General features: G+C 73.5%; 24 protein-coding genes. 12 read left to right on the forward strand and 12 right to left on the reverse strand.

Going from position 1 to position 25,960, the window contains the following annotated elements; all coding sequences use genetic code 11:
- From pqqE to Q8W71_RS06565, 11 genes are all read right to left on the reverse strand, one after another.
- Complete coding sequence (pqqE, locus tag Q8W71_RS06515; protein ID WP_305524524.1) at positions 1 to 1,155, reverse strand: pyrroloquinoline quinone biosynthesis protein PqqE; 1,155 nt, start codon at positions 1,153 to 1,155, stop codon at positions 1 to 3.
- The gene (gene pqqC, locus Q8W71_RS06520) at positions 1,152 to 2,234 is read right to left on the reverse strand and encodes a pyrroloquinoline-quinone synthase PqqC (protein ID WP_305524525.1); all 1,083 of its coding nucleotides are present in this window, start codon (positions 2,232 to 2,234) and stop codon (positions 1,152 to 1,154) included. The genes pqqE and pqqC overlap by 4 nt, the downstream gene beginning before the upstream one ends.
- Positions 2,235 to 2,415: 181 nt before the next feature.
- Positions 2,416 to 3,315, reverse strand: a complete 900-nt coding sequence (gene pqqB, locus Q8W71_RS06525) for a pyrroloquinoline quinone biosynthesis protein PqqB (RefSeq protein WP_305524526.1) — start codon at positions 3,313 to 3,315, stop codon at positions 2,416 to 2,418.
- 34 nt (positions 3,316 to 3,349) lie between these two features.
- Positions 3,350 to 3,439: a pyrroloquinoline quinone precursor peptide PqqA gene (gene pqqA / locus Q8W71_RS06530; RefSeq protein WP_238204934.1), complete on the reverse strand. Its 90-nt coding sequence runs from the start codon at positions 3,437 to 3,439 to the stop codon at positions 3,350 to 3,352.
- 251 nt (positions 3,440 to 3,690) lie between these two features.
- Entirely contained in the window at positions 3,691 to 4,395 is a 705-nt protein-coding gene (locus Q8W71_RS06535) for a response regulator transcription factor (protein WP_305524527.1), read from the reverse strand.
- Positions 4,392 to 6,038, reverse strand: a complete 1,647-nt coding sequence (locus Q8W71_RS06540) for a sensor histidine kinase (protein WP_305524528.1) — start codon at positions 6,036 to 6,038, stop codon at positions 4,392 to 4,394. Before Q8W71_RS06540 ends, Q8W71_RS06535 begins: the two co-directional genes overlap by 4 nt.
- Before the next feature lie 42 nt (positions 6,039 to 6,080).
- Positions 6,081 to 6,287, reverse strand: coding sequence for a hypothetical protein (locus Q8W71_RS06545; RefSeq protein ID WP_370875353.1), 207 nt, complete (start codon positions 6,285 to 6,287; stop codon positions 6,081 to 6,083).
- Positions 6,288 to 6,447: 160 nt separating this feature from the next.
- Entirely contained in the window at positions 6,448 to 7,242 is a 795-nt protein-coding gene (locus Q8W71_RS06550) for a formylmethanofuran dehydrogenase subunit C (RefSeq protein ID WP_305524530.1), read from the reverse strand.
- A gap of 4 nt (positions 7,243 to 7,246) precedes the next feature.
- Positions 7,247 to 8,191, reverse strand: coding sequence for a formylmethanofuran--tetrahydromethanopterin N-formyltransferase (gene fhcD / locus Q8W71_RS06555; protein ID WP_305524531.1), 945 nt, complete (start codon positions 8,189 to 8,191; stop codon positions 7,247 to 7,249).
- 15 nt (positions 8,192 to 8,206) lie between these two features.
- Complete coding sequence (locus Q8W71_RS06560) at positions 8,207 to 9,832, reverse strand: formylmethanofuran dehydrogenase subunit A (RefSeq protein ID WP_305524532.1); 1,626 nt, start codon at positions 9,830 to 9,832, stop codon at positions 8,207 to 8,209.
- On the reverse strand, positions 9,826 to 10,887 hold the full coding sequence (locus tag Q8W71_RS06565; RefSeq protein WP_305524533.1) for a molybdopterin-binding domain-containing protein: 1,062 nt from the start codon (positions 10,885 to 10,887) through the stop codon (positions 9,826 to 9,828). The genes Q8W71_RS06560 and Q8W71_RS06565 overlap by 7 nt, the downstream gene beginning before the upstream one ends.
- Before the next feature lie 353 nt (positions 10,888 to 11,240).
- On the opposite strand from Q8W71_RS06565, the gene Q8W71_RS06570 reads away from it, so the two are divergent.
- The 7 genes from Q8W71_RS06570 (at position 11,241) to fae (ending at position 18,045) form a co-directional block, all read left to right on the forward strand.
- Entirely contained in the window at positions 11,241 to 12,215 is a 975-nt protein-coding gene (locus tag Q8W71_RS06570) for a beta-ribofuranosylaminobenzene 5'-phosphate synthase family protein (protein WP_305524534.1), read from the forward strand.
- Positions 12,216 to 12,322: 107 nt separating this feature from the next.
- A complete protein-coding gene (locus Q8W71_RS06575; protein WP_305524535.1) occupies positions 12,323 to 13,216 on the forward strand; it encodes an NAD(P)-dependent methylenetetrahydromethanopterin dehydrogenase in 894 nt (297 codons plus the stop codon).
- A 29-nt stretch (positions 13,217 to 13,245) separates the two neighbouring features.
- Complete coding sequence (locus Q8W71_RS06580; protein ID WP_305524536.1) at positions 13,246 to 14,379, forward strand: ATP-grasp domain-containing protein; 1,134 nt, start codon at positions 13,246 to 13,248, stop codon at positions 14,377 to 14,379.
- Positions 14,380 to 14,397: 18 nt separating this feature from the next.
- On the forward strand, positions 14,398 to 15,387 hold the full coding sequence (mch, locus tag Q8W71_RS06585; RefSeq protein ID WP_305524537.1) for a methenyltetrahydromethanopterin cyclohydrolase: 990 nt from the start codon (positions 14,398 to 14,400) through the stop codon (positions 15,385 to 15,387).
- Positions 15,388 to 15,544: 157 nt separating this feature from the next.
- Positions 15,545 to 16,453 (forward strand): ATP-grasp domain-containing protein, encoded by a 909-nt coding sequence (locus Q8W71_RS06590; RefSeq protein ID WP_305524538.1) that lies wholly within the window; start codon positions 15,545 to 15,547, stop codon positions 16,451 to 16,453.
- A 7-nt stretch (positions 16,454 to 16,460) separates the two neighbouring features.
- Positions 16,461 to 17,294, forward strand: coding sequence for a triphosphoribosyl-dephospho-CoA synthase (locus Q8W71_RS06595; RefSeq protein ID WP_305524539.1), 834 nt, complete (start codon positions 16,461 to 16,463; stop codon positions 17,292 to 17,294).
- A 238-nt stretch (positions 17,295 to 17,532) separates the two neighbouring features.
- Entirely contained in the window at positions 17,533 to 18,045 is a 513-nt protein-coding gene (gene fae, locus Q8W71_RS06600) for a 5,6,7,8-tetrahydromethanopterin hydro-lyase (RefSeq protein ID WP_305524540.1), read from the forward strand.
- A 167-nt stretch (positions 18,046 to 18,212) separates the two neighbouring features.
- Here the strand turns inward: fae and Q8W71_RS06605 are convergent, their stop codons facing one another.
- Entirely contained in the window at positions 18,213 to 18,914 is a 702-nt protein-coding gene (locus Q8W71_RS06605) for a GntR family transcriptional regulator (protein ID WP_305524541.1), read from the reverse strand.
- A gap of 121 nt (positions 18,915 to 19,035) precedes the next feature.
- Between Q8W71_RS06605 and Q8W71_RS06610 the strand changes: the two genes are divergently transcribed.
- From Q8W71_RS06610 to Q8W71_RS06630, 5 genes are all read left to right on the forward strand, one after another.
- Positions 19,036 to 20,304 (forward strand): ABC transporter substrate-binding protein, encoded by a 1,269-nt coding sequence (locus Q8W71_RS06610; protein WP_305524542.1) that lies wholly within the window; start codon positions 19,036 to 19,038, stop codon positions 20,302 to 20,304.
- A gap of 10 nt (positions 20,305 to 20,314) precedes the next feature.
- Positions 20,315 to 21,190: a branched-chain amino acid ABC transporter permease gene (locus tag Q8W71_RS06615; RefSeq protein ID WP_305524543.1), complete on the forward strand. Its 876-nt coding sequence runs from the start codon at positions 20,315 to 20,317 to the stop codon at positions 21,188 to 21,190.
- A gap of 13 nt (positions 21,191 to 21,203) precedes the next feature.
- The gene (locus Q8W71_RS06620; protein WP_305524544.1) at positions 21,204 to 23,762 is read left to right on the forward strand and encodes a branched-chain amino acid ABC transporter ATP-binding protein/permease; all 2,559 of its coding nucleotides are present in this window, start codon (positions 21,204 to 21,206) and stop codon (positions 23,760 to 23,762) included.
- Positions 23,763 to 24,057: 295 nt separating this feature from the next.
- Positions 24,058 to 24,981 carry a 3-hydroxyacyl-CoA dehydrogenase gene (locus Q8W71_RS06625; RefSeq protein ID WP_305524545.1) on the forward strand — a complete coding sequence of 308 codons (924 nt, stop codon included), beginning with the start codon at positions 24,058 to 24,060 and terminating at the stop codon, positions 24,979 to 24,981.
- Positions 24,982 to 24,983: 2 nt separating this feature from the next.
- Positions 24,984 to 25,913 carry a beta-keto acid cleavage family enzyme gene (locus tag Q8W71_RS06630; protein ID WP_305524546.1) on the forward strand — a complete coding sequence of 310 codons (930 nt, stop codon included), beginning with the start codon at positions 24,984 to 24,986 and terminating at the stop codon, positions 25,911 to 25,913.
- Positions 25,914 to 25,960 lie beyond the last annotated feature (47 nt).

A 25,960-nucleotide genomic window follows, 5' to 3' on the forward strand; every position in this document is an offset into this window, starting at 1 on the left:
TCACGCATCCTCCTTGAGCGGCGACCGGATGTTGCTGCCGATCGTCCGGTAGACGTAGTCGGGGGGCGTCTCGGCGGCCTCCTCGACGGCGAGCGCCCGCACCTTGGCGTGCAGGGGCGAGAGCGAGCAGGCCGGGTCGGTAGCCGCCGCGTCGCCGGCCAGCGCCAGCGCCTGGCAGCGGCAGCCGCCCCAGTCGCGCTCCCGCCGGTCGCAGGAGCGGCAGGGCTCCTGCATCCAGTCGGTGCCGCGATAGGCGGTGAAGGCCGGCGCGTCGCGCCAGATCTCGGCGAGCGAATGGTCGGTGACGTACCAGAATTCGAGGCCGGGGATCGTCTCGGCCGCGTGGCAGGGCAGGACCTTGCCCTGGGGCGTGACGTTCATCAGCTTGCGGCCCCAGCCGCCGGCGCAGGCCTTGGGGTATTTCGCGTAATAGTCCGGCACGACGAGGTCGATGACGAGCTGGCCCTTGAGCCGCTCGCGCGCCGCCTCGACGATGCGGATCGAGGCGTCGACCTGGGCCTTGTCCGGCATCAGCGCCGCGCGGTTGACGTAGGCCCAGCCGTAGTACTGGGTGTGGGCCACCTCCAGCCGCTTGGCGCCGAGCCTCACGGCCAGCTCGATGAAGCCCTCGACCTCGTGGATGTTGCCCCGGTGGATCACCGCGTTCAGCGTCAGCGGCAGGCCGAGCTCCACCACCTTGGCGGCGAACTCCATCTTCTGCGGCTGGGCGTTCTTCAGGCCGCCGATCTTCTCGGCGTTGCGCGCGTCGACGCCCTGCACCGAGAGCTGCACGTGGTCGAGACCGGCGTCGTAGAGCGGCTGGAGCTTGGCCAGCGCGCCGCCGACGCCGGAGGTGATCAGGTTCGAGTAGAGGCCGAGGTCGGCGCAGGTCTTGGTGATCTCGACGATGTCGTTGCGCGCCGTCGGCTCGCCCCCCGACAGGTGGACGTGCAGCACGCCGAGCCCCGCCGCCTCGGTCAGCACGCGCTGCCACGTGGCGGTGTCGAGCTCGCCCGAGCGGCGGTCGAGTTCCAGCGGGTTCGAGCAGTAGGGGCAGCGCAGCGGGCAGCGATGGGTCAGCTCGGCGAGCAGACCGACCGGAGCGGGCGCCTCGGCACGGATCGGGACTTGGGGGATCGGGACTTGCGCGTTCATCGCTCCAGCACCCGCTTCTCGGCCAAGCCCCGCAGCATCACGAGGATGTCGGCCTCGATCGCCCGCGGGTCGGCGGCGTAGGTCTTGCCGAGCTCGTCGGCGATGTCGGCGACCGTGCGGCTGCCGTCGACGAGTTTGAGGACGGCGACCGCGTTGTCGTCGAGGTCGAAGGTCCGCTCGGGGGCGAGCAGCACGTGCTTGGCCCGGGTCTCGTCGTGGCGCAGGCGCACCCCGCGGGGCAGGCGCGGCCGGTCGCCCGCCGCGAGCGCCCCGATCCCGGGCTTCGGTGCCGCGGCCGTCTCGGCGACGAGGCCGACGCCCGGCTGCCACGCGTCCGGCGGGATCATCCCCGGCGCCACGTAGGCGAAGTACAGGGCGTCGAGCTGCGTCCACAGCACGTTGCACTTGAAGGTCAGCGCCGCCATCGCCTGCCGCTGAAGCTCCGGCGTGGTGGCGTGCTGCTTGACGTAGTCGAGGGCGAAGTCGGCGTCGCGCGGCGCCTGGGTGAGCCGCTTGTCGAAGTAGGCGAGCGTCTCCTTGGTGATGAAATCGTAGTTCTTCAGCATCCCGGCGACCCGCTCGGAGATGATGGTCGGCGAGAACATCTCGGTCAGCGAGGAGGCGATGGCCTCCAGGAGCGACTTCTCGGCGACGAAGTGGACGTAGGCCTCGACGGAGAACTTCGTCGCCGAGAGGATGCCGCGGGTCGAGAGCACGTAGTCGCGGTCGAAGCCGACGCCCTCGGCGAGCTTCAGCCAGCGCTCGATGCCGCCGTCGCCGGGGGCGTCGCCGTCGTGGTCGACGATGCGCTGGCGCCAGACCCGGCGCAACGACGCGTCGGTCATGCGCGCGAGCACCGCGGCGTCCTTCACCGGGATCATCGCTTGGTAGTAGTAGCGGTTGAGCGCCCAGGCCCGGACCTGGTCCTTCGACAGCTTGCCGTCGTGCAGCAGCCGGTGGAACGGGTGCAGGTTGTGGTAGCGCCGGGCGCCGATGTCGCGCAGGGCCGCCTCCAGCTCCTCGGGGCTGAGCAGCCGCTCGGCGGTGTCCGGGGCGGGAGCGGGGAAGACAGCGTTCATGGCGTTTCCGGCGTCCGTTCTTAAGGGATCGCGTTTCTTCGGTTCCGGTCGGCGCGGGGGCGGCCATCCCGCGAACCGGATGTAGGGTCGACCCGCCGCCCGACCAAGCGGAGCGGCTCTGGGCCTCCATTTTGACGCGCTCTCTCGCGCCGAGCCGGTATCCACCTCGGCGGAGAGCGCGCTAGAGCGACAGGCTCAGCCCGTCATGGGCCACCGTCCAGCCCGCCGCCTCGACCTCGGCGCGCTCGGGCGAGCCCTCGACGAGGACCGGGTTGGTGTTGTTGATGTGCACGAACACCCGGCGGCCGAGGTCCACGTCGGCCAGCGCGTCGATCGATCCGCCGTCGCCCCGCATCGGCACGTGGCCCATGCGCCAGCCGGTCTTAACCCCCACCCCGGCGCGGATCATGTCGTCGTCGTGCAGCACCGTGCCGTCGAACAGCAGCGCGTCGACCCCGGCGATCCGGCGCCTGAGCCCGTCGGTGACGCGGGCGCAGCCGGGGATGTAGGCGAGGCGGCGCTCTCCCGCCTCGATCATCGCGCCGACCGTCGTCTCGGTCTCGGCGCCGATCTCCATCGTCTCGTCCTCCAGCCAGAGCGGCACCTTGCCGGGGACGGAGAACAGCGTGACGGCGAGGCCGGGAAGCGGCTGGAAGGGCGCGTCCATCGCGATCGCCTCCCGGGCGACGACGCCCTCGGCCATCACGTCGAAGACGCGGTTGGCGTTGACCGAATCGAGGATGCCGCGGGTCGCGTAGAGGGTGTAGGGCTGGCCCTCGCGCAGGGTCAGCAGCCCGGCCACGTGGTCGACGTCGCCGTTGGTGAGCAGCACGGCGCGGATCGGCGAGTGGCGCAGGCCCTCGCGCGGGTGCATCGCCGGATTGTCGAACAGTTGCTGCCGGATGTCCGGCGAGGCGTTGACCAGAAGCCAGTCCGCGCCGTCGGCGGAGACGGCGATGCTCGACTGCGTCCGGGGGCGCACGCGCTCCGGCTCGGAGCGGGCCAGCGTGCAGATCGGGCAGCGGCAGTTCCACTGGGGGAGGCCGCCGCCCGCGGCGGAACCGAGGATCACGACGCGCATGGTGCGGCTCCCGCGATCCCCGGCCCCTGAGAACTCAGTTGAAGGTGTCGATCTCGGCCGACTCGTAGCTCGTCACTTCCATGCCGACGCAGATCTCGGACACGACGGGGGCAGCCCAGGCCATGGTGTTTCTCCTTGCAATCATGATCACCGAGCGTCGTCAGAGCGATCCTAAGAAGACCCTAAGACACTGATGGCGCTCTCGTTTCAGGCGCAGAGCTGATATCGGCGATCTCGCGCCCGGCTTCAAGCATCAAATTGCCGGATCCTCCCAACTTTTTGGTGAGCCACCGGGGGAACCGCCTGAAACGCTTGGGAAATCGGCGCAATACCGCAGCAACCCCGACTTAAGTACAGGATCGCCGCGCCACCGCGTCACTGGCGGAAGTCGGGCCCGCGCAGCTCCAGCATGAAGCCCTTGCCGCGCACGGTGGTGAGCACCGGGCCGCCGTGGCGGACGAAATCGGCCATCTTCGAGCGCAGGTAGCCGATGTAGACATCGACCACGTTGAGCGAGAGGCCGCCCTGGCTGGCCCACAGGCGCTCGAAGATGTCGGCGCGGGAGACCGGCTTGCCGATGCCCTCCATCAGCATGGCCAGCAGGTCGGCCTCACGGGGGGTCAGCCGGGCATTCGCCTCGCCGCAGCTCGCCTGCCTCGTGTCGAGGTCGAGGACCAGCCGGCCGGCGGTGAGGCGCGAGCGCGGCGCCTCGGCCTGCTGGCGGCGCATCAGGTGGGTGCGCAGGCGGGCCACCAGCTCGTCGAACACGAACGGCTTGACGATGTAGTCGTCGGCCCCGAGCGCAAGCCCCTCGGCCCGGTCGCGGATCTCGTCGCGGGCGGACAGGAACAGGATCGGCCCCGGGTAGCCGCCCTCGCGCAGGGAGCGGCAGACGTCGTGACCGGACCCGTCCGGCAGGCCGACATCGAGGAGCACCGCCCCCGGCGCCGGGTCGCGGGCGGCCTGGATGGCGTCGTCGACGCAGGCGGCGGTGCCGACCTCGAACCCCTCCGCCTCCAGCCCGCGCGCCAGCAGGCCGCGGATGTCGACGTCGTCCTCGACGATCAGGATCCGCGTCATGCGGCCGTCTCCCTCAGATTCCGCCCGCCGGCCGCGCCCCCGGCCGTGCCCGCCTCCCATGCGGGATCGAGGGCGGGGATGTCCAGGCACACGCGGGCGCCGCGGCCGCCGTCCCCGCTGCCGAGGCCGATCGTGCCGCCGTGCTGCTCGACGATCCAGCGGGCGAGCGCGAGGCCGATGCCGAACCCGGTCGTGTCCGCCCCGGTCTCGCGGCCGGTGCTCGGGCCGCGGCGGAAACGCTCCAGCAGCTCCGCCTCCGGGGCGCCGAAGCCCGGCCCGTCGTCGGTGACGGTGATCCGCGCGGTGGGCCCCGGAGCGGCCGCCAGGGCCACCGTGACCCGGGTCAGCCCGGCGGCGTGGCGCAGGGCGTTGTCCACGAGGCTCTCGACGGTCTGGCGAAGCCATTCGCGGTCGGCGAGGCACTCCACGTCGGCCGTGCCGGGGTCGAGGGTCAGGCCGACCCGCCGGCGGGCGGCCTCCGAGGCCATGTTGTCCACCGCCTCGGCCAGCACCGCGGCGAGGCCGAGCGGCCTGCGGTCGAGCTCGATCGCGCCGGTTTCCGAGCGGGCGACGCGGAGCAGATCCTCCACGCGCAGCTTCAGCCGCTGGGCCCGCTTGCGGATCGTGGCGAAGGCGGGCGCCGGGTCGACGCCCCGGGGGGCCCCGCGCACGGCGAGGTCGCACTCGCCGAGGATGACGGTGAGCGGCGTGCGCAGCTCGTGGCTCACGTCGGCGAAGAAGCGGCGGCGGGAGCGGTCCACCGTCTCCAGCCGGGCGTTGGCGGCGCGCAGGTCGGCGGTGCGGGCGGCGACCGTGTCCTCCAGGGCGGCCCGGTCGGCGGCGACGTGCGCCTCGCGCCGGGCGAGGCGGGCGGCCATGCGGTTGACGTTGGCCATCAGCAGGCCGAGCTCGTCGCGGGTCGCCACCGGCAAACGCGTGTCCAGCGCCCCGCGGCCGATGGCGCTCGCGGCCCGGCGCACCTCCTCGATGCGCGCCAGCGTCGGCCGGCTGAGCGTGCGGTAGAGGACCGCGAGCAGGGCGAGCGCCGCCGCCACTGCGACCGCCGCCGCCACGCGCAGGCGGTCGGTGAGCGCTCGGGCCTCCTCGGAGCCGAGCTGCATGCCCCGCCGCTCCGCCTCGATCAGGAAGGAGAGGGGCTGCCCGGTCATCGCCCCGAAACCGTTGAGCGCGCCCTTGATCGCGTCCTGGCGGCGCTCGGGGTCGGTCTGGCGGCTGATCAGCGACACTTGCCGGTCGAGCACCACCCGGGCGGCGCGCAACTGCGCCATCGGCCGGGTGCGGGCCGCGTACTGCATGCGGTCGGCGGGGTCGTCGCTCGGCGGGAAGCTCCGGGCGAGCGCCTCGTCCACGGTGTTGAGCGCCCGGTCGACGTTGTCGCGGGCGATGCCCATCGCCTCGGGCTGGCCGTCGGGGTTGCCGACCGTCTCGACCGCGGCGAGGCCGAACTGCGTCAGCCGGCCCGACAGCTCGGCCAGCAGCTCCAGCCGTCCCTGGGCCGCGAGCGTCCGGTCCACGGTCCGCTCGGCGGCGGCGATGGTGACCAGCACGGCGGCGGCGGCCAGCACCACCACCAGGGCGCTCGCGGCCAGCAGGAGGACGAAGCGGGCCTTCAGGGAGCGCATCGGTGCGGTCCTGCGCTGCGCCGCGCGCGCCTCACGGCTCTCTCACAGAGACTTCGGCAGGCTGCCGCGGGCGGCGCAGCGCCAGCGCTCGACGTGCCAGTCGGGGTGGTCGCCCTGCCACTTGGCCAGCGTGCTCTGCGCGTTGCGCAGGCACACGAACGGGCTCGACGCCTCGTAGGACATCTGGATCCGCTCCTCGCGGCAGGTCGCGGGCTGGGCGATCAGGCAGACGGACAGGAGCAGCAGCATCGGCATCGACCCCGGGCGTTCCTCGATGCGCCGGCCGTCTCCGCGGGCCGGTCGCGGGTTCAGCTTACGACGCGCCGGGATCGCCTGCCTAGATGTCGTTGAAGACGCACGATGTTCTCGCAAAAAACCGGATTCCGCTGTCCCGCATCGTGCGCGGGCGTCAGGCGGCCACCCAGATCTCGCCCTTGGCGATCGTCGCGAGGTCGCCGGAATAGCGCCGCAGCGGCCGCTCCAGCAGCGCGGCGTGCTCGGCGCTCAAGACCCGCAGGTGCCGGGCGAGCAGGCGCAGGTAGACGAGGTCGTGCGCGCCGGTCTCCACGAAGGTCGGCGACAGCCGCCCGTGCCGGCCGACCAGCAGCGTGCCGCGGCGCATGCCGTAGCCGGCGTCGTCGCCGACTTCGAGGGCGGCGAGCGTCCCGGCGATCATCCGCGCGCCGGCATAGACGCCCGCCCGGCCGACGACGAGGGTGCCGCGGCGCATGCGGTCGCCGCAATGGGCCCCGGCCGCGCCGCGCACGATCAGCGTTGCGCCGTCGAGGCCGGCCCTGGCCGCGTAGACCGCGCCGCCGGCATGGTCGCCCGCATCGCCCTCGATCGTGATCACCCCGCCGGTGGCGCCCGCGCCGGCATAGGGCCCGGCATGGCCGGTCACGGTGATCGTGCCGCCGGCCATGCCCTCGCCGAGCCGCTGGCCGACATCGCCCGCGACGCGGATCTCGCCCTCCGAGAGCGCGGCGCCGACCCGGTCGAGGCGCTCAAGGCCGCCCTCGATCGTCAGCGTGTCCGAGCCGTCGAGGGCGACGGAGAAGCACTCGCCGAGGGAAACGCCGCGGCGGCTGGTGCCCACAGGCAGGCGCTCGGCCTCGGCTTTCGAGAGCCGGCTCAGCGCCAGGGGATTGATGGTCAGGAAGTCGAGGCGCTCGGGGGGCGCCTGCCGCAGGGTGAGGGTGCTCACGGGCTCAGGCCTCCGCGCCGCCATCCCGCGCGATCAGGTCGCGCAGGTGGTAGTGGTGGCGGCCGAGATTGCCGCCGTAATTGCCCGCGGTGACGGCGATCAGCCCGTGCCGGCCGCCGATCTCGGTGGCCGCGTGCAGGCCGGCACGCATCGAGTCGGACACCCCCTGCGACGTCAGGGCGTCGATGACGATCTCCAGCACCACGCCGCACTCAGGCGGCAGGGCCGAACCGGCCCGGCCCTTGAGGGTCGGGCAGTAGGCGTCGTTGGTCGAGGCCATCATGCCCTTGGTGCGGCCGCCGACCTTCGAGCCGGAGCGGACGATGCCGCCCGGAAACGGCAGGATCGCGCCGGGCACGGCGGCGGCGGCCTCGACGGCGACCTCGGCGACCCGCAGGGTCTCCGCGTGGGTGCGGCCGAGGAACAGCAGGTTGCCGCCGCCGACCGCGCCCTCGACGGCGCGGACCGAATCCTCACACAGGAACTCGCCGTCCATGACCGGGATGCGCCAGTAGCGCCGCTCCCGGCCGGTCGCGTCGGGCATCCGCTTGGCGACCGCGAAGCCGTCGCCGAAGTAGCGGATCGCGCCGCCGAGCTTGATCTTGTTCGGCCCGTCGACGCCCGCGTAGCAGGCGGTGCCGGGGCAGGTGAGGATGCACTGCCCCACCCGCTTGACCAGTTGGTCCTTCAGCCCGTTCGGCTCGAAACCGAACAGGAGGATGCGCACGCCCGGCCGCCCGTCCGGGGTCTCGTCGGGGGACAGCACCGCGTCGATGCCGGCCTCGGCGCCGCAGCCGATCACCGAGGTGGCGAAGCCGGTCATCGTCGTGGCGGCGATCATCGCCCACTTGGCCGTGTCGTTGGTGACGACGATCGCGGTGCCGGCGACGTCGAACGCCTCGGCGAAGGTGTCGATGACGCGGATGCCGTTGAGGGTGAGGTCAGACATTCTGGTGCGATCCCCTCACGCCCGGCACGCCACGGCCTCGAAGGCAGGCCCCTCGAAGGCCGCGTCCGGCACCGCGAAGCTGTCGAGCCCGGCGCCGAACCGGTCGGTCAGGTAGGCGTCCGTGCGCCGGGCCATGCCCGTGTCGGCCTCGACCGCGAGCGACAGGGTGCGGCCGGCGCGCCACTCCACGACCTCGCCGTCCTCGACGATCGGGGTGCCGTCCTTGAGCACGAGCTTGGCCGCGGTGAACATCGCCGTGCGGTCCGGGTCGTCGCGGTAGACGGCGACGTCAGCCCGCGCGCCGGGGCGCAGGTGGCCGCGGTCGGTGAGCCCGAGCAGCCGCGCCGGTCCCGAGCGGGTGAGCTGGGCGATCTCGGAGAGGGTGTATTCCCGCTCGATCCCCGGCAGCCCCGAGCGCTCGCCGACGACGGCCGGCAGGGTCGCGATCTCGCGGGCGCGCTCCTCGCGGTCCATCAGCAGGTGGATGATGCGCGGGTACTGGGTGAACGGGCCGCCGTTCGGGTGGTCGGTGGTGAGGATGGTGCGCTCGGGATCGGTCGAGAGCAGCATGATCTCCAGGCCGATCGCCCATTGCAGCGAGCTGGTGGGCCCGCGCGGCCGGTAGAGGAACGGCACCACGCCGCCGCCCTCGGCGTCGCCGGCGTTGATGGCCCACTTCTTCGGCTTAGCGCCCTTGCGGCCGGCGAACTGGCGCAGGATGTCGAGGGACACGGTCACCGTCTGGCCGAACACGACCTGGCCGATGTCGAGGGTGGCGTTCGGGTTGTCGGCGATGCACCGGGCGATCCGCTCGGCGGCCGAGCGGAAGCCGCCGCCCTCGTCCGCGCCGTAGGCGTAGAACTGGGCGTGGGCGAAGTGGATGCGCCGCCCCTCCGCCGCGTCGAGGGTCGCGGCGAAGGAATCGTCGGCGCCCGGCAGCCCGAGGTTGTTGCAGTGGACGTGCAGCGGGTGCGGCACGCCGATCTCCTCGACCGCGTCGAGGAGCGCGCCCATGATCGCCCGGGTGGTGAGGCCGTAGCAGGGGATCTCCTCGTCGAGCGACAGCTTCAGCGCCCCGTCCTTGAAGGCGGAGGCGCCGCCGGCGTTGATGCACTTCACCCCGAGGCCGCGGGAGGTGGCGACGTTGAGGGCGACGAGGTCGCGCACCGCCGCCGCGCCCTGGCGCTCGCGCAGGAGTTGCAGCAGGTGGTCGTCGTTGCCCATCACCGTGAGCGCGCCGCGGTCGAGCAGCGGGATGTCGGCGAGTTCGAGTTGGGTGGCGAGCGCGTGGGTCGGCGGCATCGCCGGCTCGACCGCGGTGGTGTAGCCCATCCGCGCGTAGGTGGCGCCGATCCAGGCGGCGGCACCGCCCGCGTGGGCGAACGGGTGGCCCTCGGGCGCCGCCTCGCTGACGTAGAGGTCGGGCAGGAGCAGCCGCGAGGTCACGACGTTGCCGCCCGCGATGTGCGAGTGCACCTCGACGCCGCCGGCCATCACCACGCAGCCCGCCGCGTCCACGACCCGGTCGGGCTCGCGGCCCGGCGGGGCGACGACGCGCCCGTCCTCGATCCACAGGTCGCCGACGGCGTCGCGGCCGGCCGTCGGATCGACGACGCGCCCGCCCCGGATCACGCTCAGCATGCGGGGACACTCCTCGACGCGGCGAGACGCTCGCCCAGGCGGGCCAGCACCGAGGCCGCGGACGGCAGGTCGGCCGGCCCGGAGGCGGGCCGGTAGGTGAGGGCGGCGCGGGCCTCGTGCCACAGCACGCCGCCGAGGTCGCGGCCGGGCCGGCCCACCTGGATGACGACCTGCGCGGCGTCGGCCGCGGGCTCGCCGAGCAGCGCCACCGAGGGCACCCGCGCGAGCCAGCCCGGCGCCGCCACCGGCACCGAGGCGAGCCACAGGGCGGCGTCGGCCTCGCCGGATTCCGCCTGCCGCGCGGCGTCGAACCGCCAGGGGTCGTGCTCCGGCACGCGGCGGCCGAAGCCGACCCGGGGCGCCTGCCCCGTGGTCCAGGCCGAGACCGGCACCACGGCGCGGTCCTGGCCGGGACCGGACAGGGCGAGCGCGAAGGCGCGGGTCGCGTCGTTCAGGTCGATCGCCAGACCCTGGAGCATCTCGACGCCGGGGGCGCCGAGTTCGGCGGGATCGTAGAGCAGGGCGACGTAGCGCCCGGCCGCGAGGCGGGCGGCGAGGTCGGCGACGGCAGAGGCCCCGGCGAGATGGCCGCGGACATGGGCGCGCAGCAGCGCCAGCGCCTGGGGCAGCCCCTGGTCGGCGGGGCAGGCGAGGGCGGCCCCGGATGCCGCGCCGCCCAGCGCCAGCAGGGTGCGGTCCGCCGCCGCGGCGCGCCCACGGACAGGTTTGGTGCCGGCGAGGCGCTTCAGCAGCGGGTCGCGCCAGGGCGTCTCGCCGACCACGAGCACCGCGTCGGCGCGGCCGACCGTCTCGGCCGGCGTGGTGGTCAGCGCGCCGGCGCGGCTCAGCGCGCCGAGTTCGGCGTAGGTCCCGGCGGCGCCCGCCGTGTCGACCGAGGCGCCGATGCGGCCGGCGAGGTCGTAGGCCGCGCGGATCGCCGCGACCTCGGCGCTGAGGCCGGCGATCACCGGCGCCCGCGCGGCGGCGAGCAGCGCGGCGGCGGCGGCGATGGCGGTGTCCGCGTCGGTCGCGTCACCCTTCACCCAGGCTGGCATGCTCCCTCGCTCGAAGGTTTCTCGGCCTCTCTCGGAGCGGGCGACGGCCGTAAGACCGGGCGGAGCGGGTGGCCCCGCATCGGGGGTCCCGCCGGAACGGAATGGCCTGACCGCCGGGCGGACCCGGGCGGGCGGCAAACTCGGCGCGCCGTCGCGCGCCAAGGTTTGCCTTCATCCGGCCGCCCCGGCAAGGCCCCCGCACCGCTGAACCCGCGACTCTCCCGATCCAATGCCTACGGGGGCAACCGGCGCGGCTCCGACCGGTTGCCCCATCAGCAACTCCCATGTGAGAAGCGCGCCGTGCAGGCAACGGTTCGAAGCGGCGCGGCGGCGCCCGGAGGATGGGGATCGTCGTGACCGAGGCCCCCGACCGGAGCGAGGCGCGGACGGTGCGGGTGGAGGCGCCGGCGCGCCTGCATTTCGGCTTCCTCGACCTGCACGGCGGCCTCGGCCGGCGGTTCGGCAGCATCGGGCTCGCCATCGATGCGCCGGCCCTGGCGCTCACCGCCGCCCCCGCCGCCGACCTGTCGGTCGAAGGGCCGGAGGCGGAGCGCGTCCGCCGCTACGCGCAGGCCGCGGCCGCCCATCTCGGGATCGGGACGGGGGCGGCGATCCGGGTGGAGCGGACGATCCCGGCGCATGCCGGCTTCGGCTCGGGCACGCAACTGGCGCTGGCGACCGCCGCGGCGCTCGCGCGGCTGAGCCGGAAGACCTTCGCGGCGGCGGCGTTCTCGGACGCGCTCGATCGCGGCAACCGCTCGGGGGTGGGCCTGAGCGCCTTCACCGAGGGCGGCCTGATCGTCGACGGCGGGCGGGGCCCGGACGGCGGGCCGCCGCCGGTGATCGCCCGGCTGCCCTACCCGGAGGACTGGCGGATCGTCCTGATGCTCGACGAAAGCATGGCCGGGGTCCACGGCACCCGCGAGGTCGAGGCCTTTCGCGATCTGCCGCGCTTCCCCGAGGCGCAGGCGGCGGCGATCTGCCGGATCGCCCTGATGCAGGTGCTGCCCGCCTGCGCCACCGCCGAGCCCGAGGGGTTCGGCGCCGGCATCACCGCGATCCAGCGCCTGATCGGCGACCATTTCGCCCCCCATCAGGGCGGGCGCTACGCGAGCCCGGCGGTGGCCGCCGCCCTGGAGCAGGCCGCCGCGCAGGGGGTGCGGGGCTACGGCCAGAGTTCCTGGGGGCCGACCGGCTTCGCGCTGATGCCCTCGGACGGAGAGGCGCGGGCGCTCGTCGTCGGCCTCGACCGGGGCGGGCCGCTGCGGTTCCTGATCGCCCGCGGACGCAACCAGGGCGCGACCGTCTCCGGGCCGGACTGCGCCTGACGCGGGTGGCCCCGGACGCGGCGGAGACTTGACCGCGGCCGGCCGGGTTGTCTTTGACGGGGGACGCCGGCCGGGACGGTTCGGCAAACGTAAAGAGGTCGCAACGCATGGCCCGCTCGATCCTGCACATGCTGACGCCGCTGCGGCACATGAGCCCGTTCGACGTGAACATGGCGGTGGATGCCGGCTTCGAGACCGTCGTCACCTACACGGGCGTCGATCTCGCCGACGTCGTGTCGCTGACCCAGGACTCGATCTTCTCCCGCTCGCCCGCCGACGGCACCCGCACCGGCATCTTCATCGGCGGCAAGAACGCCGAGGACGCCCTCGACATGGTGGACCGCGCCAAGAAGGCGTTCGTGCCTCCCTTCGCCAACCACCTCTTCGCCGACCCGGCCGGCTCGTTCACCACCGGCGCGGCGATGGTGGCGCAGGTGGCCCGGGCGCTCCGGCAGCGGTTTCAGACCGACCTGAAGGGCAAGCGCATCGTGATCTTCGGCGGCGCCGGCGTCGTCGCCTACGTGGCGGCGGTGATCGGCGCGCTGGAGGGGGCGCAGTCGGTGCTCGTCGGCCACGACGGCGAGGAGCGGGTCTCCAAGATCGCCTTCACCATGAAGTGGCGCTTCGGGATCGAGGTCGGCGCGGTCGACGGCACCGCGCCCGCCGACCGGCGCGCGGCGATCCGGGACGCGGACGTGATCCTCTCGGCCGGCCCCGCCGGCATCCCGATCCTCTCCGCCGAGGATCTGGGCTCCGCCCCGAAGCTCATGGTCGCCTCCGACGTCAACGCCGTGCCGCCGGCCGGCATCGCGGGCATCGACGTCAACGCCGTCGACGTGGCGCTGCCCGGCGGGCGCGGCATCGGCATCGGCGCGCTCGCGGTCGGCAACGTGAAGTACCAGACCCAGCAGCGGCTGTTCCGGCGGATGCTCGACTCCGAGACGCCGCTCTGCCTCGACTTCCGCGACGCCTACCGGCTCGCCGTCGAGATCGCCGGCTGAGCCCAGGGCCAGCTCGGCGGAGGGCCCGCGTGGCGGAGACGGTGCTGATCGCGGCCCAGTCCGGCCGCGCCCTGGCCGAGGCGGCGCGGCGCGCAGGGCTCGCGCCCCGCGTCGCCGACCTGTTCGGCGACAGCGACACCCTGGAGCTGGCCGACGCCTACCGGCCGCTGCCCGGACGGCTCGGCGCGGGGCTCGCGGCGGACGCGGTGCTCGCCGCCCTCGACGCGCTGGTGGACGGCGCCGGCCGCTGCCTCGGCCTCGTGCTCGGCAGCGGCTTCGAGGACGCGCCCACGCTCGTCGCCGCGATCGGCGCGCGCCACCGGCTGATCGGAGCGGGCCCCGAGACGATCGCCGCGCTGAAGGATCCCCTGGCGTTCGCCGCGCTCTGCGCCCGGCTCGGCGTGCCGCACCCGGCCGTCTCCGTTGGACCGGTGCCGGATCCGGAGAACTGGCTCCTCAAGCGGGCCGGCGGCAGCGGCGGCGGCCATATCCGCGCCGCGGGGCGGGGGCAGGCGCCGCCGGGACATTACTTACAGGCGCGCGCCCCGGGCCGGCCCTGCGCCCTGAACTTCCTGGCCGAGCGGAACGGCATTCGGCCGCTGGCGCTCACCGAGCAGTGGTGCGCGCCCTCGCCGATCCGTCCGTTCCGCTACGGCGGCGCGCTGGCCCCGACCGCCGCCGAGCCCCCGGCGCTGCCGGCCGCGATCACGGCCGCGATCGTGGAAGCCGCGGAAAAGATCGCCGCGGCGACGGGCCTGCGGGGTCTCGCGAGCGCCGATGTCCTGGCCGACGACGCCGGCTGGCGGCTCACGGAGATCAATCCCCGCCCCGGCGCCACCCTCGACGTGCTCGACCGGCGCGGGGCGCCGCTCTTCGCCGCCCACGTCGCGGCCTGCCTCGGCGGGACGCCGGAGATCGGGGCGGCGCCGGTGGATGCGGCGGCCTCACGGATCTGTTACGCGGGCGGCGACCACGCGCCCGTCCCGGCGCTCGCGTGGCCGGACTACGCCCGCGACCGCCCGCGCCCCGGCTCGACGGTGCGGCGGGACGCCCCGCTCTGCACGGTGCTCGCCACCGGCAAGGACGGGGGCGCCGCGCGCGCCGCCCTCGATGACCGCACGGCCCGGCTCGAAGCCGCGCTCGCCCGCGCCACAGCTCACTGACAAAGAGGAAGACGCCCCATGACGAGCGCCCCGCCGACCGAGACCCGCGACTACCCGAGCGTCAACGCGCTCAGCGCCCCCCTGGTCGAGCGCCTCGTCGCCGACGCCGCCGCCCTGCGGCTCGCCGTCACCCAGGCCGAGGGCGGGGCGCGGATGGTCGATGCCGGCGCCAATACCCGGGGCTCGATCGAGGCGGGCCGGCGCATCGCCGAGATCTGCCTCGGCGGCCTCGGCACGGTGACGATCGCCCCGACCGGGCCGATCCCGACCTGGCCCTACACGGTCACGGTCCACGCGGCCGACCCCGTGCTCGCCTGCCTCGGCAGCCAGTATGCCGGCTGGAGCCTCGCCGACGAGACCGGCGATTCCGGCTTCTTCGCCCTGGGCTCCGGCCCCGGCCGGGCGGTGGCCGCGGTGGAGGATCTCTACGGCGAACTCGGCTACCGCGACACCGCCGCCCGCACGGCGCTGGTGCTGGAGGCGGCCGGCGGCCCGCCGGACAGCGTCGTCGCCAAGGTGGCGGAAGCCGCGGGGCTGCGGCCGGAGGACCTGACCTTCATCTACGCCCCGACCCAGAGCCTCGCCGGCGCCACGCAGGTGGTGGCCCGCGTGCTGGAGGTGGCGCTCCACAAGGCCCACACGGTCGGCTTCGACCTGCACGCGATCCTCGACGGGATCGGCTCGGCGCCGCTCTCGCCGCAGCACCCGGACTTCATCAAGGCGATGGGCCGGACCAACGACGCAATCATCTACGGCGGCCGGGTGCAGCTCTTCGTCGATGCCGACGACGCCGACGCCAAGCAGCTCGCCGAGCAGCTCCCCTCCGCCACGTCGAGCGACCACGGCGCCCCCTTCGCCGAGATTTTCGCCCGGGTGAACGGCGACTTCTACAAGATCGACGGGGCGCTGTTCTCCCCAGCCGAGGCGATCGTCACCTCGGTGCGCACCGGCGCGACCTTCCGGGGCGGACGGCTGGAGCCGAGCCTCGTGGACGCGTCGTTCGCGTAGAGCCACGACGGCCAGACAGGGAAGACGGTCGAAACATCACGCGTTCCCCTCCCCGCAAGGGGGAGGAGAGGCGCGTCGGCGGACGAGGCGCCCGATCGACGACGAGCAGCGTAGCCTTTGCGGGGAAGGACACCCCGCGCCGCTCCCAAAAAGCACCATGCGCATCGCCCTCGCGGCCGACAACGGCAACTGGCACAAGGCCCGGCTCCTGGCGGCGCTCCGCGCGCAGGGCGTCGAGCCGGTGCTGTTCTCGCTCGCCGACGTCACCGTCGCCACCGGCGGCGGCGAGCCGCTGCGGGTGCCGGGATGCGACGGCGGCCTGCCGGACGGGGTCCTGCTGCGCACCATCGCCGGCGGCACCTTCGAGGCGACGACGCTGCGCCTCGGCGTGCTGCACGCGCTGGTGGCCGCGGGCTGCGTCGTCTGGAACGCGCCGACCGGGATCGAGCGCTCGGTGGACAAGGCCGCGACCTCGCTGCTCGTCGCCCGCGCGGGCCTGCCGACGCCCCAGACCTGGGTGGTCTCGAAGCGCGAGGCCGCCGCCGCCATCGCCGCCCGCGAGGCCCGGCCCGGCGCGCCGCTCGTCCTCAAGCCGCTGTTCGGCTCGCAGGGGGAGGGGCTGGCGCTGATCGAGCGCCCCGAGGACCTCCCCGACGAGGAGGCGGTGGCGCGGGTCTACTACCTTCAGCGCTACGTCCCCCGCCGGGACGGGCTGTGGCGCGACTACCGGGTGTTCGTCTGCGACGGACGGGCGGTCGCCGGCATGATCCGCGAGGGCGACGGCTGGATCACCAACGTCCACCGGGGCGGGCGCCCGCTCCCCTGGGCGATGCCGCGGGCCGCGGCGGAACTCGCCGAGGCGGCCGCCGCCGCGGTCGGGGTCGCCTATTCCGGGGTCGACCTCGTCGAGGACGGGGAGGGGGGGTTCTCGGTGCTGGAGGTGAACTCCATGCCGGCGTGGTCCGGGTTGCAGACCGTGTGCGAGGCCGACATCGCCGCCACCGTGGTGCGCGGCTTCCTCGCCGCCGTGCGGGCGTCGCGCACGCCCCGGCTCGTCGTGGCATGAGCGGGCGATGATTCCCCTTGCGCCCGGCCTGATCGCCACGCTCTACCGGGCCGCCTGCCTCGCCGAGCTCGACGCGCTGAAGCCCGGCAACGTCCACGCCTACGCCCCCGGCCACCGCATGGCGGTGGCCGACTTCGTCGCCAGCGCCGACGCCTCCGCCCCGGCGCTGGCCCGGGCGGGGGCCGGCGTCGGCGCCCGGGTCCGCGACGGCGTCGCGGCGACGCGGGCGGCGGTCGGCCAGAACACCAATCTCGGCATCCTGCTGCTCTGCGCGCCGCAGGCCGCGGCGGCCGAGGCCGGCGCCACCGTGGCGGACACCCTGGCCGGGCTCGGCCCGGACGATTCCGAGGCGGTGTTCGCCGCGATCCGCCTCGCCAGTCCCGGCGGGCTCGGCGGGGCGGACCGGCACGACGTGGCCGGCCCCGCGCCCGCCTCCCTCCGCGCCGCGATGGCGGAGGCGGCCCCGCGCGACCGCATCGCCCGCGCCTACGTCACCGCCTTCGCCGACATCGCGCAGATCGGCCTGCCGGCGCTCGCCGCCGCCCGGGCGCTCGGCCTCGACCCGGCGTGGTGCGCGAGCGCGGTCCACCTCGCCTATCTGCGGGCCGTGCCGGACAGCCACGTCGCGCGCAAGCACGGGGCCGAGGCGGCCGAGGCCCTGCGCCGGGAGGCCGAGACCCGGCTCGCCGGCCTCGACCTCGCGGCCCGGCCGGTCGCGCCGCTGATGGCCCTCGACGCCGACCTGAAGGCGCGGGGGATCAACCCCGGCACGAGCGCCGATTTCACCGTCGCGACCCTGTTCTGGGACGCGCTGGCCGCGGCCGGGGCGGGGCTCGGCTGAACCGCGCGAAACGTTGATCCAGAACGGGGTTCCGGCTCAGAGGAATTCCTCAATCACAGGGCTCCGGGCGGCTTGTGACAACCAGGGGCCCACTGTAGGGTCCGCCCCGCTGTCCGGCCGAACCGGCTCGGCCCGGCCCGCACGCGCGGGCGGCCGAGCGCCGATAACAAGGATGGCTTCCTGGCAGCGGCCCCCCGGCGCCGCAGCCTTCTCATCGGAATCCAGGGAGAGACACCGAATGGCGAAGATCACCAAGGTTCAGGTCGGCGAGGCCCTCGTCGGCGACGGCAACGAAGTCGCCCACATCGACCTGATCATCGGACCGCGCGGCTCGCCCGCCGAGACGGCCTTCTGCAACGGCCTCGTGAACAACAAGCACGGCTTCACCAGCCTGCTCGCGGTCATCGCGCCGAACCTGCCGTGCAAGCCGAACACCCTGATGTTCAACAAGGTCACCATCAACGACGCCCGTCAGGCCGTCCAGATGTTCGGCCCGGCCCAGCACGGCGTCGCGAAGGCGGTGCAGGACTGCGTCGCCGAGGGCATCATCCCGGCGGACGAGGCCGACGACCTGTACATCCTGGTCGGCGTGTTCATCCACTGGGAGGCGGCCGACGACGCCAAGATCCAGAAGTACAACTACGAGGCGACAAAGCTGTCGATCCAGCGCGCCGTGAACGGCGAGCCGAAGGCCTCCGTCGTCACCGAGCAGCGCAACTCGGCCCAGCACCCCTTCGCCGCGAACGCTTAGATCGGGGACGGTCCTGGGCAGAGCGAGCCTCCGCCCGCACCGCGGGGCCTGCTCCAGCGACTGGCTTCGATCTTCCTCGGCCGATAGGGCCACTCTCGAGCGGGACGGCGCGAGCCGTCCCGCTCTCTTTTTGTGCCGAGTCTCCCCGCGGACGGACGGGCGGGGCCTCACGTCTCCCGCAGCCGGCCGCGGGACAGGATGAACTCGGCCGCGTCGCCGATATCGGCCGCCAGCGCCGCCGCCGCCGCGGGGCCGTCGCACGCCTCGATCGCGGCGAGCATCTCGGCGTGGCGGCGGATCGCGCAGCCCCCGACGATCCGCTCCGGATGGGCGCGCAGGTCGAGGTTGATCATCGGCCCGGCCTTGAGCCACAGCCGGGCGATGATCTCGCGCAGCGGCGGCAGGCCGCAGGCGGCGTAGACCGCGAAGTGCAGGTCGCGGTTGAGCGCCACCGCCCGCGCCCCGTCGGGCCGCGGCGCCGCGGCGGCCGCCCGGAACGCCGCCTCGGCCCGGCGGATGGCGGCCAGCTCCGCCGCATCGCGGCGCTCGGCGCTGCGCGCCGCGGCCAGCCCCTCCACCGCCATGCGCGTCTCGGCGAGCGCCCGGAACTCCGCCACGGTCAGCACCGGCACCCGGATCGCCCGGTTCGGGGCGACCTCCAGCGCGCCGTCGGCGACGAGCCGGCTCACCGCCTCCCGCACCGGCATCACCGAGACCCCGAGCGCCGCCGCGCTCTGGCGCAGGGACAGCCGGTCGCCGGGGACGAGGCGGCCCGAGGCCAGCAGGTCCGACAGGGCGTCGTAGGCGGTCTCGGCCAGCGTCCGGCGTTCGATCTGGGGCAGGTCGGCGAGCGCCGGGGATGAATTCATGTGCCGAGCCTAGACGACAACGGCACTATCGCGCTAGTGATGTGTGATCACAGTTCGGGCGGGCCGCAGAGCCCATCCTCAAGGGCCCGGCTGGGGAAACGCGACCAGAGAGAGGCGAACCATGGACCGTTCCGGGGGCCGTTCCGACGATTCGATCTCGCGCCGGGGCCTGTTGAAGGCCGGCGGCGCGGCGCTGCTGGTGCCGGCGCTGGCGAGCCCCGCCCTGTCGCAGGGGCAGTCGGACGTGATCCGCATCGGCCACCTGACGCCGCGCACCGGCTTCCTCGGGCCGCTCGGCGAGTTCGCCCAGCAGGCCGCGCAGCTCGCGGTCGAGGAGATCAACGCGGCGGGCGGCATCGACGGCCGCAAGGTCGAGCTGCTGGCCGAGGACAGCGTCAACCCGCAGACGGCCTCGGCCAAGGCCGAGCGCATGATCCAGCGCGACCGCGTCGCCTGCCTGATCGGCGAGATCAACTCGGCCTCGGCGCTCGCCATCTCCCAGGTCGCGCAGCGCAACCAAATCCTGTTCGTCAACACCGGCGCCAACTCGGATGCGCTGCGCGGCGCCGACTGCAAGCGCTTCATGTTCCATGTCGAGGCGCAGAACACGATGATGGTGCGCGCCTGCGGCCGGGCGCTGCTCGACAAGGGCCTGATCAAGGACAAGAAGGTCTACGCGCTGACCGCCGACTACGCCTTCGGCCACGACCTCCTGAAGCAGGCCAAGAAGTTCTTCGCCGCCAACGGCGCCACGGTGGCGGGCGAGGACCTGATCCCCACCGAGCTCACCGACTTCTCGCCGTTCCTGCTCAAGGTCCGGCAGGCGCGGCCGGACGTGGTGATCTGCAACCTCGCGGGCGCGCAGATCACCAACTTCCTCAAGCAGTACAGCGAGTTCGGGCTGCCCTTCCCGGTCGCGGGCTTCGGCTTCGACCTCGCGCTCGCCTGGGGCGCCGGCCCCGGCAACTTCCTCGGCACGTGGCCGATCGTCTGGCACCCGCTGATCGAGTCGCCCAGCGCCCAGAAATTCGTCGCGGCCTTCAAGGCCAAGTACAAGCGCCCGCCCGAGAACCAGGCCTGGGGCGACTACACCGCCACCAAGATCGTCGCCCAGTCGATGAACACGCTCAAGTCGACCGACTCGATGAAGGTCGTCGAGTACCTCGAAGGCGGCGCCAAGTTCGACATCTACAAGTCCCGCGAGGGCTACTTCCGCGCCTGGGACCACGAGCTGATGCAGGAGATGTACGCGATCACGGCGCTTCCGGCCGACAAGATCAAGAACCCCTACGACATCTACACCTCGACCGGGCCGATGCCCGGCCCGAACGAGAGCCTGGAGGTGCTGGCCACCACCCGCGACGAGAACGCCTGCACCTTCCCGTCGTGAGGGTGCGCCCGTGCAGCTCGTCTTCATCCTGGAGCAGGTGCTCAACGGCCTCCTGATCGGGGTCCAGTACCTGCTGATCGCGCTCGGCCTGTCGCTGATCTTCAGCCTGGGCGGGATCGTCAACCTCGCCCACGGGGCGTTCTACGCCATCGGCGCCTACCTGACGGTGGCGGTGGCGCCGACGATCGGCTTCGGCGGGGCGCTCGTCGCCTCGCCGCTCCTCGTGGCGCTGCTCGGCCTCGTCATCGAGCGGTTCCTGCTGCGGCGCTTCTACCGGGGCGACCCGGCGCTGGGGCTGCTCCTGACCTTCGGCCTCGCGATGGTGGCCGAGCAGGCCCTGCGCATGATCTTCGGCGCGGCGCCACTGCCGTTCGGCATCCCGCCCTGGCTGCGCGGGCAGGTGTTCGTCGGCGACCTGATCTACTCGCGCTACCGGCTGGCGATCCTCGCCGTCGCCCTCGCCTGCGTGTTCGGCCTGTGGCTGCTGCTCACCCGCACCAGCTTCGGCCGCGTGGTGCGGGCGGGCGTCCAGAACCCCGACATGGTGGCCGCGCTCGGCATCTCGCTGCGGCCCTACATGACCGCGGTGGTGACGATCGCGGTGGGGCTCGCCGCGCTCGCCGGCACGATGATGGCGCCGGTCACCGGCGTGCAGCCGGCGATGGGCGCCGAGATCCTGACCTTCGCCTTCGTGGTGGTGGTGATCGGCGGGCTCGGCTCGTTCTGGGGGGTGGTGCTCGCCGCCCTCATCGTCGGCGTGGTGCGGGGCCTGACCGCCTACGCCTACCCGCCGGCCACCGAGGCCGCCGTCTACGCCCTGATGGTGCTGGTGCTGCTCGCCCGCCCGCGCGGCCTGTTCGGCGAGCACATCGCCCGGTTCGAATAGCGCGGAGCGCCCCATGTCCGGAACCGCGGAACCCCTGCCGCTGGCCGCGCCCCAGCGCGGCGCCATCCTGCGCGAGAGCTGCCAGCTCTGGGCGGCGCTCGCCGCCCTGGTGGCGCTGCCCTTCGCCCTCGACGCGATCGGCCTGACGCTCGTCACCGCCACCGACGTGGTGATCCTGGCGCTGGCCGTGCTCGGCCTCAACATCCTCGTCGGCTGGACCGGGCTGACCTCGTTCGGCCACGGGGCGTGGTTCGGGATCGGCGCCTACGCGGTGGCGATCCTCCAGACGCGGTTCGTGCCGGGCGACATGGCGCTGCCGCTCGTCGGCGCGCTGGCGATCACCGCACTCAGCGCCCTCGTCGCGGGCGGGCTGATCCTGCGGCGGCGCGGCGTCTACTTCTCGCTGCTGACGCTCGCGGTCACCGCGATGCTCTACTCGATCGCCTTCCGCTGGACCGACATGACCGGGGGCGAGAACGGCATCGGCGGCGTGCGGCGCTGGGCGTTCCTCGACGCGCCGATGGCCTTCTACGCGGCGGTCGCCGGCATCGCGGCCCTCGTCCTGTTCGGCCTCTGGCGCTTCCGCCGCTCGCCGATGGGCACGGTGCTGGTGGCGATCCGCGAGAACGAGGGGCGGGCCGGCTTCCTGGGCTACGCCACCAACCGCTACAAGCTCGCCGCCTTCGTGCTCTCGGCGACCATCACCGGCCTCGCCGGGGGCTTGGCCGCCTACAACCACCGTTTCGCCTCGGCCGACCCGATCGCCGTCGCCTTCTCGGGCGAGTTGCTGGCCATGACCGTGATCGGCGGCATGCGCTCGTTCCTCGGACCGGCGATCGGGGCGCTGTTCTACATCCTGTTCCGCGAGTTCCTGTCGATCTACACCAGCGACTGGCTGCTGTATTTCGGCCTCCTGTTCGTCGCCTTCATCGTGTTCTCGCCGGACGGGCTGGTCGGGATCGGCGCGCGGCTGCTGAAGCCGTTCCGCAAGGTCCCGAGCGAGGGCGCGGCGATGTCGGCGCGCCGGGCCGGCGCCTCGGGCCGGGTGCCGCCGCGCTTCATCGCCGAGGGCTCGACCGCCGGCCCCGTTCTCGTAGCGGAAAATATCCAAAAAAAATTCGGGGCGGTGGCGGCGGTGCGGGGCGTATCCTTCGCGGTGGCCGACCGGACGCTGCACGCGCTGATCGGCCCGAACGGCGCGGGCAAGACCTCGGCCTTCAACCTGCTCTCGGGCCTGTACCGGCCGGACGGCGGCAAGGTGCTGCTCGACGGGCGCGAGATCGGTGGGCTGGAGCCGTTCGCGATCACCCGCGCGGGGGTCGGGCGCTCGTTCCAGATCACCAACCTGTTCCCCGGCCTGTCGGTGGAGGAGAACATCCGGCTCGCGGTGCAGGCGCGGCACCCGAGCCATTTCAGCCCGTGGCGGGACGCGCTCGGCGTGGCCGAGATCCGCGACGACACCGCCGAGCTGCTGCGCTGGACCGGGCTCGCGGGGATCGAGCGGGCGGAGGCCGGCAGCCTGTCCTACGGCGGGCAGCGGCTCCTCGACATGGGGCTGGCGCTCGCCACCCGGCCGCGGGTGCTGCTCCTCGACGAGCCGCTGGCGGGGCTCGCCGCGGCCGAGCGCGAGCGGGTCGGCGACCTGATCAAGGCGCTGTCGGCCGACATCCCGGTGCTGCTCGTCGAGCACGACATCGACCGGGTGTTCCGGCTGGCCGACCGGGTGACGGTGATGGCCGACGGGGCGGTGCTGGTCGACGGCAGCGTGGCGGACGCCCGCGACGACGCCCGGGTGCAGGCGGTCTATCTCGGCTCCGGCACCGCGGCGATCGCAGCGAAGCCCCGGGCGAGCGCCGCCGCGCCGGAATCCCTGCTGACGATGGAGGGGGTGAACACCTTCTACGGCAAGTCGCACATCCTCAACAACGTCTCCCTCGACGTGCGCCGGGGCGAGGTGGTGGCCCTGCTCGGCCGCAACGGCGCCGGCAAGTCGACCCTGCTCAAGACGCTGATCGGCATCGCAGCCCCGGCCTCGGGCCGGATCGCGCTGGGGGACCGGGACATCGCCGGCCTCACCCCCGACCGGATCGCCCGGCTCGGCGTCGCCTACGTGCCCCAGGGCCGCGCCCTGTTCGCGGGGATGAGCGTCGCCGAGAATCTCGGCCTCGGCCGCCTGCGCCGCCGCACGGGGGCGGGGATGCACTGGGACGAGGAGCGCGTGCGGACGGTCTTCCCGCGCCTGAAGGAGCGCTGGAGCGTCGACGCGGCCCGGCTCTCGGGGGGCGAGCAGCAGATGGTGGCGGTGGCGCGCGCGCTCTCCGGCGACACCCGCCTCTTGCTCCTCGACGAGCCGTTCGAGGGCCTGTCGCCCGCCGTCACGGAGGAGTTGTTCGAGGCCTTCGACCGGTTGCGGCGGGAGATCGCCATCATCATCGTCGACCACCACCTCGACCTCGCGCTGGCGCTGTCCGACCGGACCGTGGCGCTGGAGCGCGGCGCGGTGCAGTGGACCGGCGCGTCGCGCGACCTGCGCGAGGATCAGGAGTTGCGGCGCAAGGTGCTTTGGTTGTGAATCCCGCGCCGGACCGGCGAGATGGACCGGCTGCCGCGCGCACGCTCCCTCCCCCCTCTGCGGGGGAGGGTGGCCAAGAAGGCGCTCCTCGCGTCAGGCCGGGTCGGGAGAGGGGAGCGCGGCTTCAGGAGAGGTCTTCGCGGTCGATGCCGTCCGCTACCTTCTGCACCGTCGCTCCCCTCACCCGACGCCCTTCGGGCGCCACCCTCTCCCGCAGAGGGGAGCGGGGGTGCGTTGGCAGCGTCAAGGGATGCAAGCGGGCGGGGTCGGCAGCATGCATCAATCGGAGTCATCCATGACCGAATCCGTCGCGATCGTCGGTTCCGGCCTGATCGGCCGGGCCTGGGCGATGATCTTCGCCCGCGCGGGCTGGGACGTGCGCCTGCACGACGCCGCCGCGGGGGTGGCGCAGGCCGCCGTGCCGCTCTGCGCCGAGGGCCTGGAGACGCTGGCCGCGCACGGGCTGTGCCCGGATCCCGCCGCGGCGGCCGGCCGCATCCGGGCGGCTGGAAACCTCGCGGAGGCGCTCGACGGCGCGACCTTCGTCCAGGAGAACGGGCCGGAACGGCTCGAGGTCAAGCGCGTCCTGTTCGCCGAACTCGACGCGGGGACGCCGAAGGGCGCGGTGATCGCCTCGTCCTCCTCGGCGATCCGCTGCTCGCTGTTCACGAAGGACCTGCCGGGGCGCGGGCGCTGCCTGATCGGCCATCCCGTCAACCCGCCGCACCTGATCCCGCTGGTGGAGATCTCCGGCGCGCCCTGGACCGATCCGGAGGCCCTGATCCGGGCGCGAGCCGTGTACGAAGCGATCGGGCAGGTGCCGATCACGGTGCTGAAGGAGGTGGAGGGCTTCATCCTCAACCGCCTCCAGGGGGCGCTCCTGGCCGAGGCGTTCCGGCTCGCCTCCGAGGGCTACGTCACCCCGCAGGATCTCGACCGCACGGTCGCGGACGGGCTCGGCCTGCGCTGGAGCTTCATGGGGCCGTTCGAGACGATCGAGCTGAACGCCCCGGGGGGTATCGCGGATTACTGCGCCCGCTACACCGGGTTCTACAAGCGGCTCGCCGCCGAGCCGCCGGCGCCGTCGGTCTACGAGGCGCCGGCGGTCGAGACGATCCTCGAGCGGTGGCAGGCCCCGGCGGACCTGCCCGCCCGCATGCGCCGCCGCGACGCGCGGCTCGCGGCCCTGCGCGCCCACAAGGCCCAACAGAAGGACTGAGCATGGCGACCCAGAGAAAAGTCATCATCACCTGCGCGGTGACGGGGGCGATCCACACGCCGAGCATGTCGCCGCACCTGCCGGTGAGCCCGGAGGAGATCGCCGACGCGGCGATCGGCGCGGCGGAGGCCGGGGCGGCGATCGTCCACCTGCACGCCCGCGATCCCGGCGACGGCCGGCCGGACCAGTCGCCGGAGGCGTTCAGTCGCTTCCTGCCGGTGATCAAGCAGCGCTCGAACTGCGTGGTGAACCTCACCACCGGCGGCGCGCCGACCATGACGATCGAGGAGCGGGTGCGCCCCGCCGCGACCTTCCAGCCGGAGGTCGCCTCGCTCAACCTCGGCTCGATGAACTTCGGCCTGTTCGGCATGCTCGACCGCTTCAAGGATCTGAAGCACCAGTGGGAGCGGGACTACCTCGGCAACAAGGACATCATCTTCCGCAACACCTTCGGCCAGATCGAGCACATCCTCACGACCTGCGCCCCGAACGGGACCCGGTTCGAGTTCGAGTGCTACGACACCGCGCATCTCTACAACCTGAAATACTTTTTCGACCGCGGGCTGGTGAAGGCGCCGCTGTTCATCCAGACGGTGTTCGGGCTCCAGGGCGGCATCGGCGCCCACCCGGACGATGTGATGCACATGAAGCGCACCGCCGACCGGCTGTTCGGCGATCAGTACCGCTGGTCGGTACTGGGCGCGGGCCGCAACCAGATGACGATCGCGGCGATGGCGGCGGCGATGGGCGGCAACGTCCGCGTCGGGCTGGAGGACAGCCTGTGGGACGGGCCGGGCCGCTTGGCCCAGACCAACGCCGCGCAGGTGCGCCGGGTGCGGAGCATCATCGAGGGGCTGGGGCTCGCGGTCGCCACCCCGGACGAAGCCCGCGAGATGCTCGACTTGAAGGGCGGCGACAAGGTCGCGTTCTAGCGCCGGCCCGCCTTCGGGCGCGGATTGCACCGTTCTGCGACAGGGCA

The sequence above is a fragment of the Methylobacterium amylolyticum genome (assembly GCF_030700245.1).
GTDB lineage: Bacteria > Pseudomonadota > Alphaproteobacteria > Rhizobiales > Beijerinckiaceae > Methylobacterium.

Coding starts and splice junctions, on each gene's coding strand:
- pqqE (WP_305524524.1), bottom strand. CDS start 1,155: ATGAACGCGCAAGTCCCGATCCCCCAAGTCCCGATCCGTGCCGAGGCG.
- pqqC (WP_305524525.1), bottom strand. CDS start 2,234: ATGAACGCTGTCTTCCCCGCTCCCGCCCCGGACACCGCCGAGCGGCTG.
- pqqB (WP_305524526.1), bottom strand. CDS start 3,315: ATGCGCGTCGTGATCCTCGGTTCCGCCGCGGGCGGCGGCCTCCCCCAG.
- pqqA (WP_238204934.1), bottom strand. CDS start 3,439: ATGGCCTGGGCTGCCCCCGTCGTGTCCGAGATCTGCGTCGGCATGGAA.
- Q8W71_RS06535 (WP_305524527.1), bottom strand. CDS start 4,395: ATGACGCGGATCCTGATCGTCGAGGACGACGTCGACATCCGCGGCCTG.
- Q8W71_RS06540 (WP_305524528.1), bottom strand. CDS start 6,038: ATGCGCTCCCTGAAGGCCCGCTTCGTCCTCCTGCTGGCCGCGAGCGCC.
- Q8W71_RS06545 (WP_370875353.1), bottom strand. CDS start 6,287: ATGCTGCTGCTCCTGTCCGTCTGCCTGATCGCCCAGCCCGCGACCTGC.
- fhcD (WP_305524531.1), bottom strand. CDS start 8,191: ATGTCTGACCTCACCCTCAACGGCATCCGCGTCATCGACACCTTCGCC.
- Q8W71_RS06560 (WP_305524532.1), bottom strand. CDS start 9,832: ATGCTGAGCGTGATCCGGGGCGGGCGCGTCGTCGATCCGACGGCCGGC.
- Q8W71_RS06565 (WP_305524533.1), bottom strand. CDS start 10,887: ATGCCAGCCTGGGTGAAGGGTGACGCGACCGACGCGGACACCGCCATC.
- Q8W71_RS06575 (WP_305524535.1), top strand. CDS start 12,323: ATGGCCCGCTCGATCCTGCACATGCTGACGCCGCTGCGGCACATGAGC.
- mch (WP_305524537.1), top strand. CDS start 14,398: ATGACGAGCGCCCCGCCGACCGAGACCCGCGACTACCCGAGCGTCAAC.
- Q8W71_RS06590 (WP_305524538.1), top strand. CDS start 15,545: ATGCGCATCGCCCTCGCGGCCGACAACGGCAACTGGCACAAGGCCCGG.
- Q8W71_RS06595 (WP_305524539.1), top strand. CDS start 16,461: ATGATTCCCCTTGCGCCCGGCCTGATCGCCACGCTCTACCGGGCCGCC.
- fae (WP_305524540.1), top strand. CDS start 17,533: ATGGCGAAGATCACCAAGGTTCAGGTCGGCGAGGCCCTCGTCGGCGAC.
- Q8W71_RS06605 (WP_305524541.1), bottom strand. CDS start 18,914: ATGAATTCATCCCCGGCGCTCGCCGACCTGCCCCAGATCGAACGCCGG.
- Q8W71_RS06610 (WP_305524542.1), top strand. CDS start 19,036: ATGGACCGTTCCGGGGGCCGTTCCGACGATTCGATCTCGCGCCGGGGC.
- Q8W71_RS06620 (WP_305524544.1), top strand. CDS start 21,204: ATGTCCGGAACCGCGGAACCCCTGCCGCTGGCCGCGCCCCAGCGCGGC.
- Q8W71_RS06625 (WP_305524545.1), top strand. CDS start 24,058: ATGACCGAATCCGTCGCGATCGTCGGTTCCGGCCTGATCGGCCGGGCC.
- Q8W71_RS06630 (WP_305524546.1), top strand. CDS start 24,984: ATGGCGACCCAGAGAAAAGTCATCATCACCTGCGCGGTGACGGGGGCG.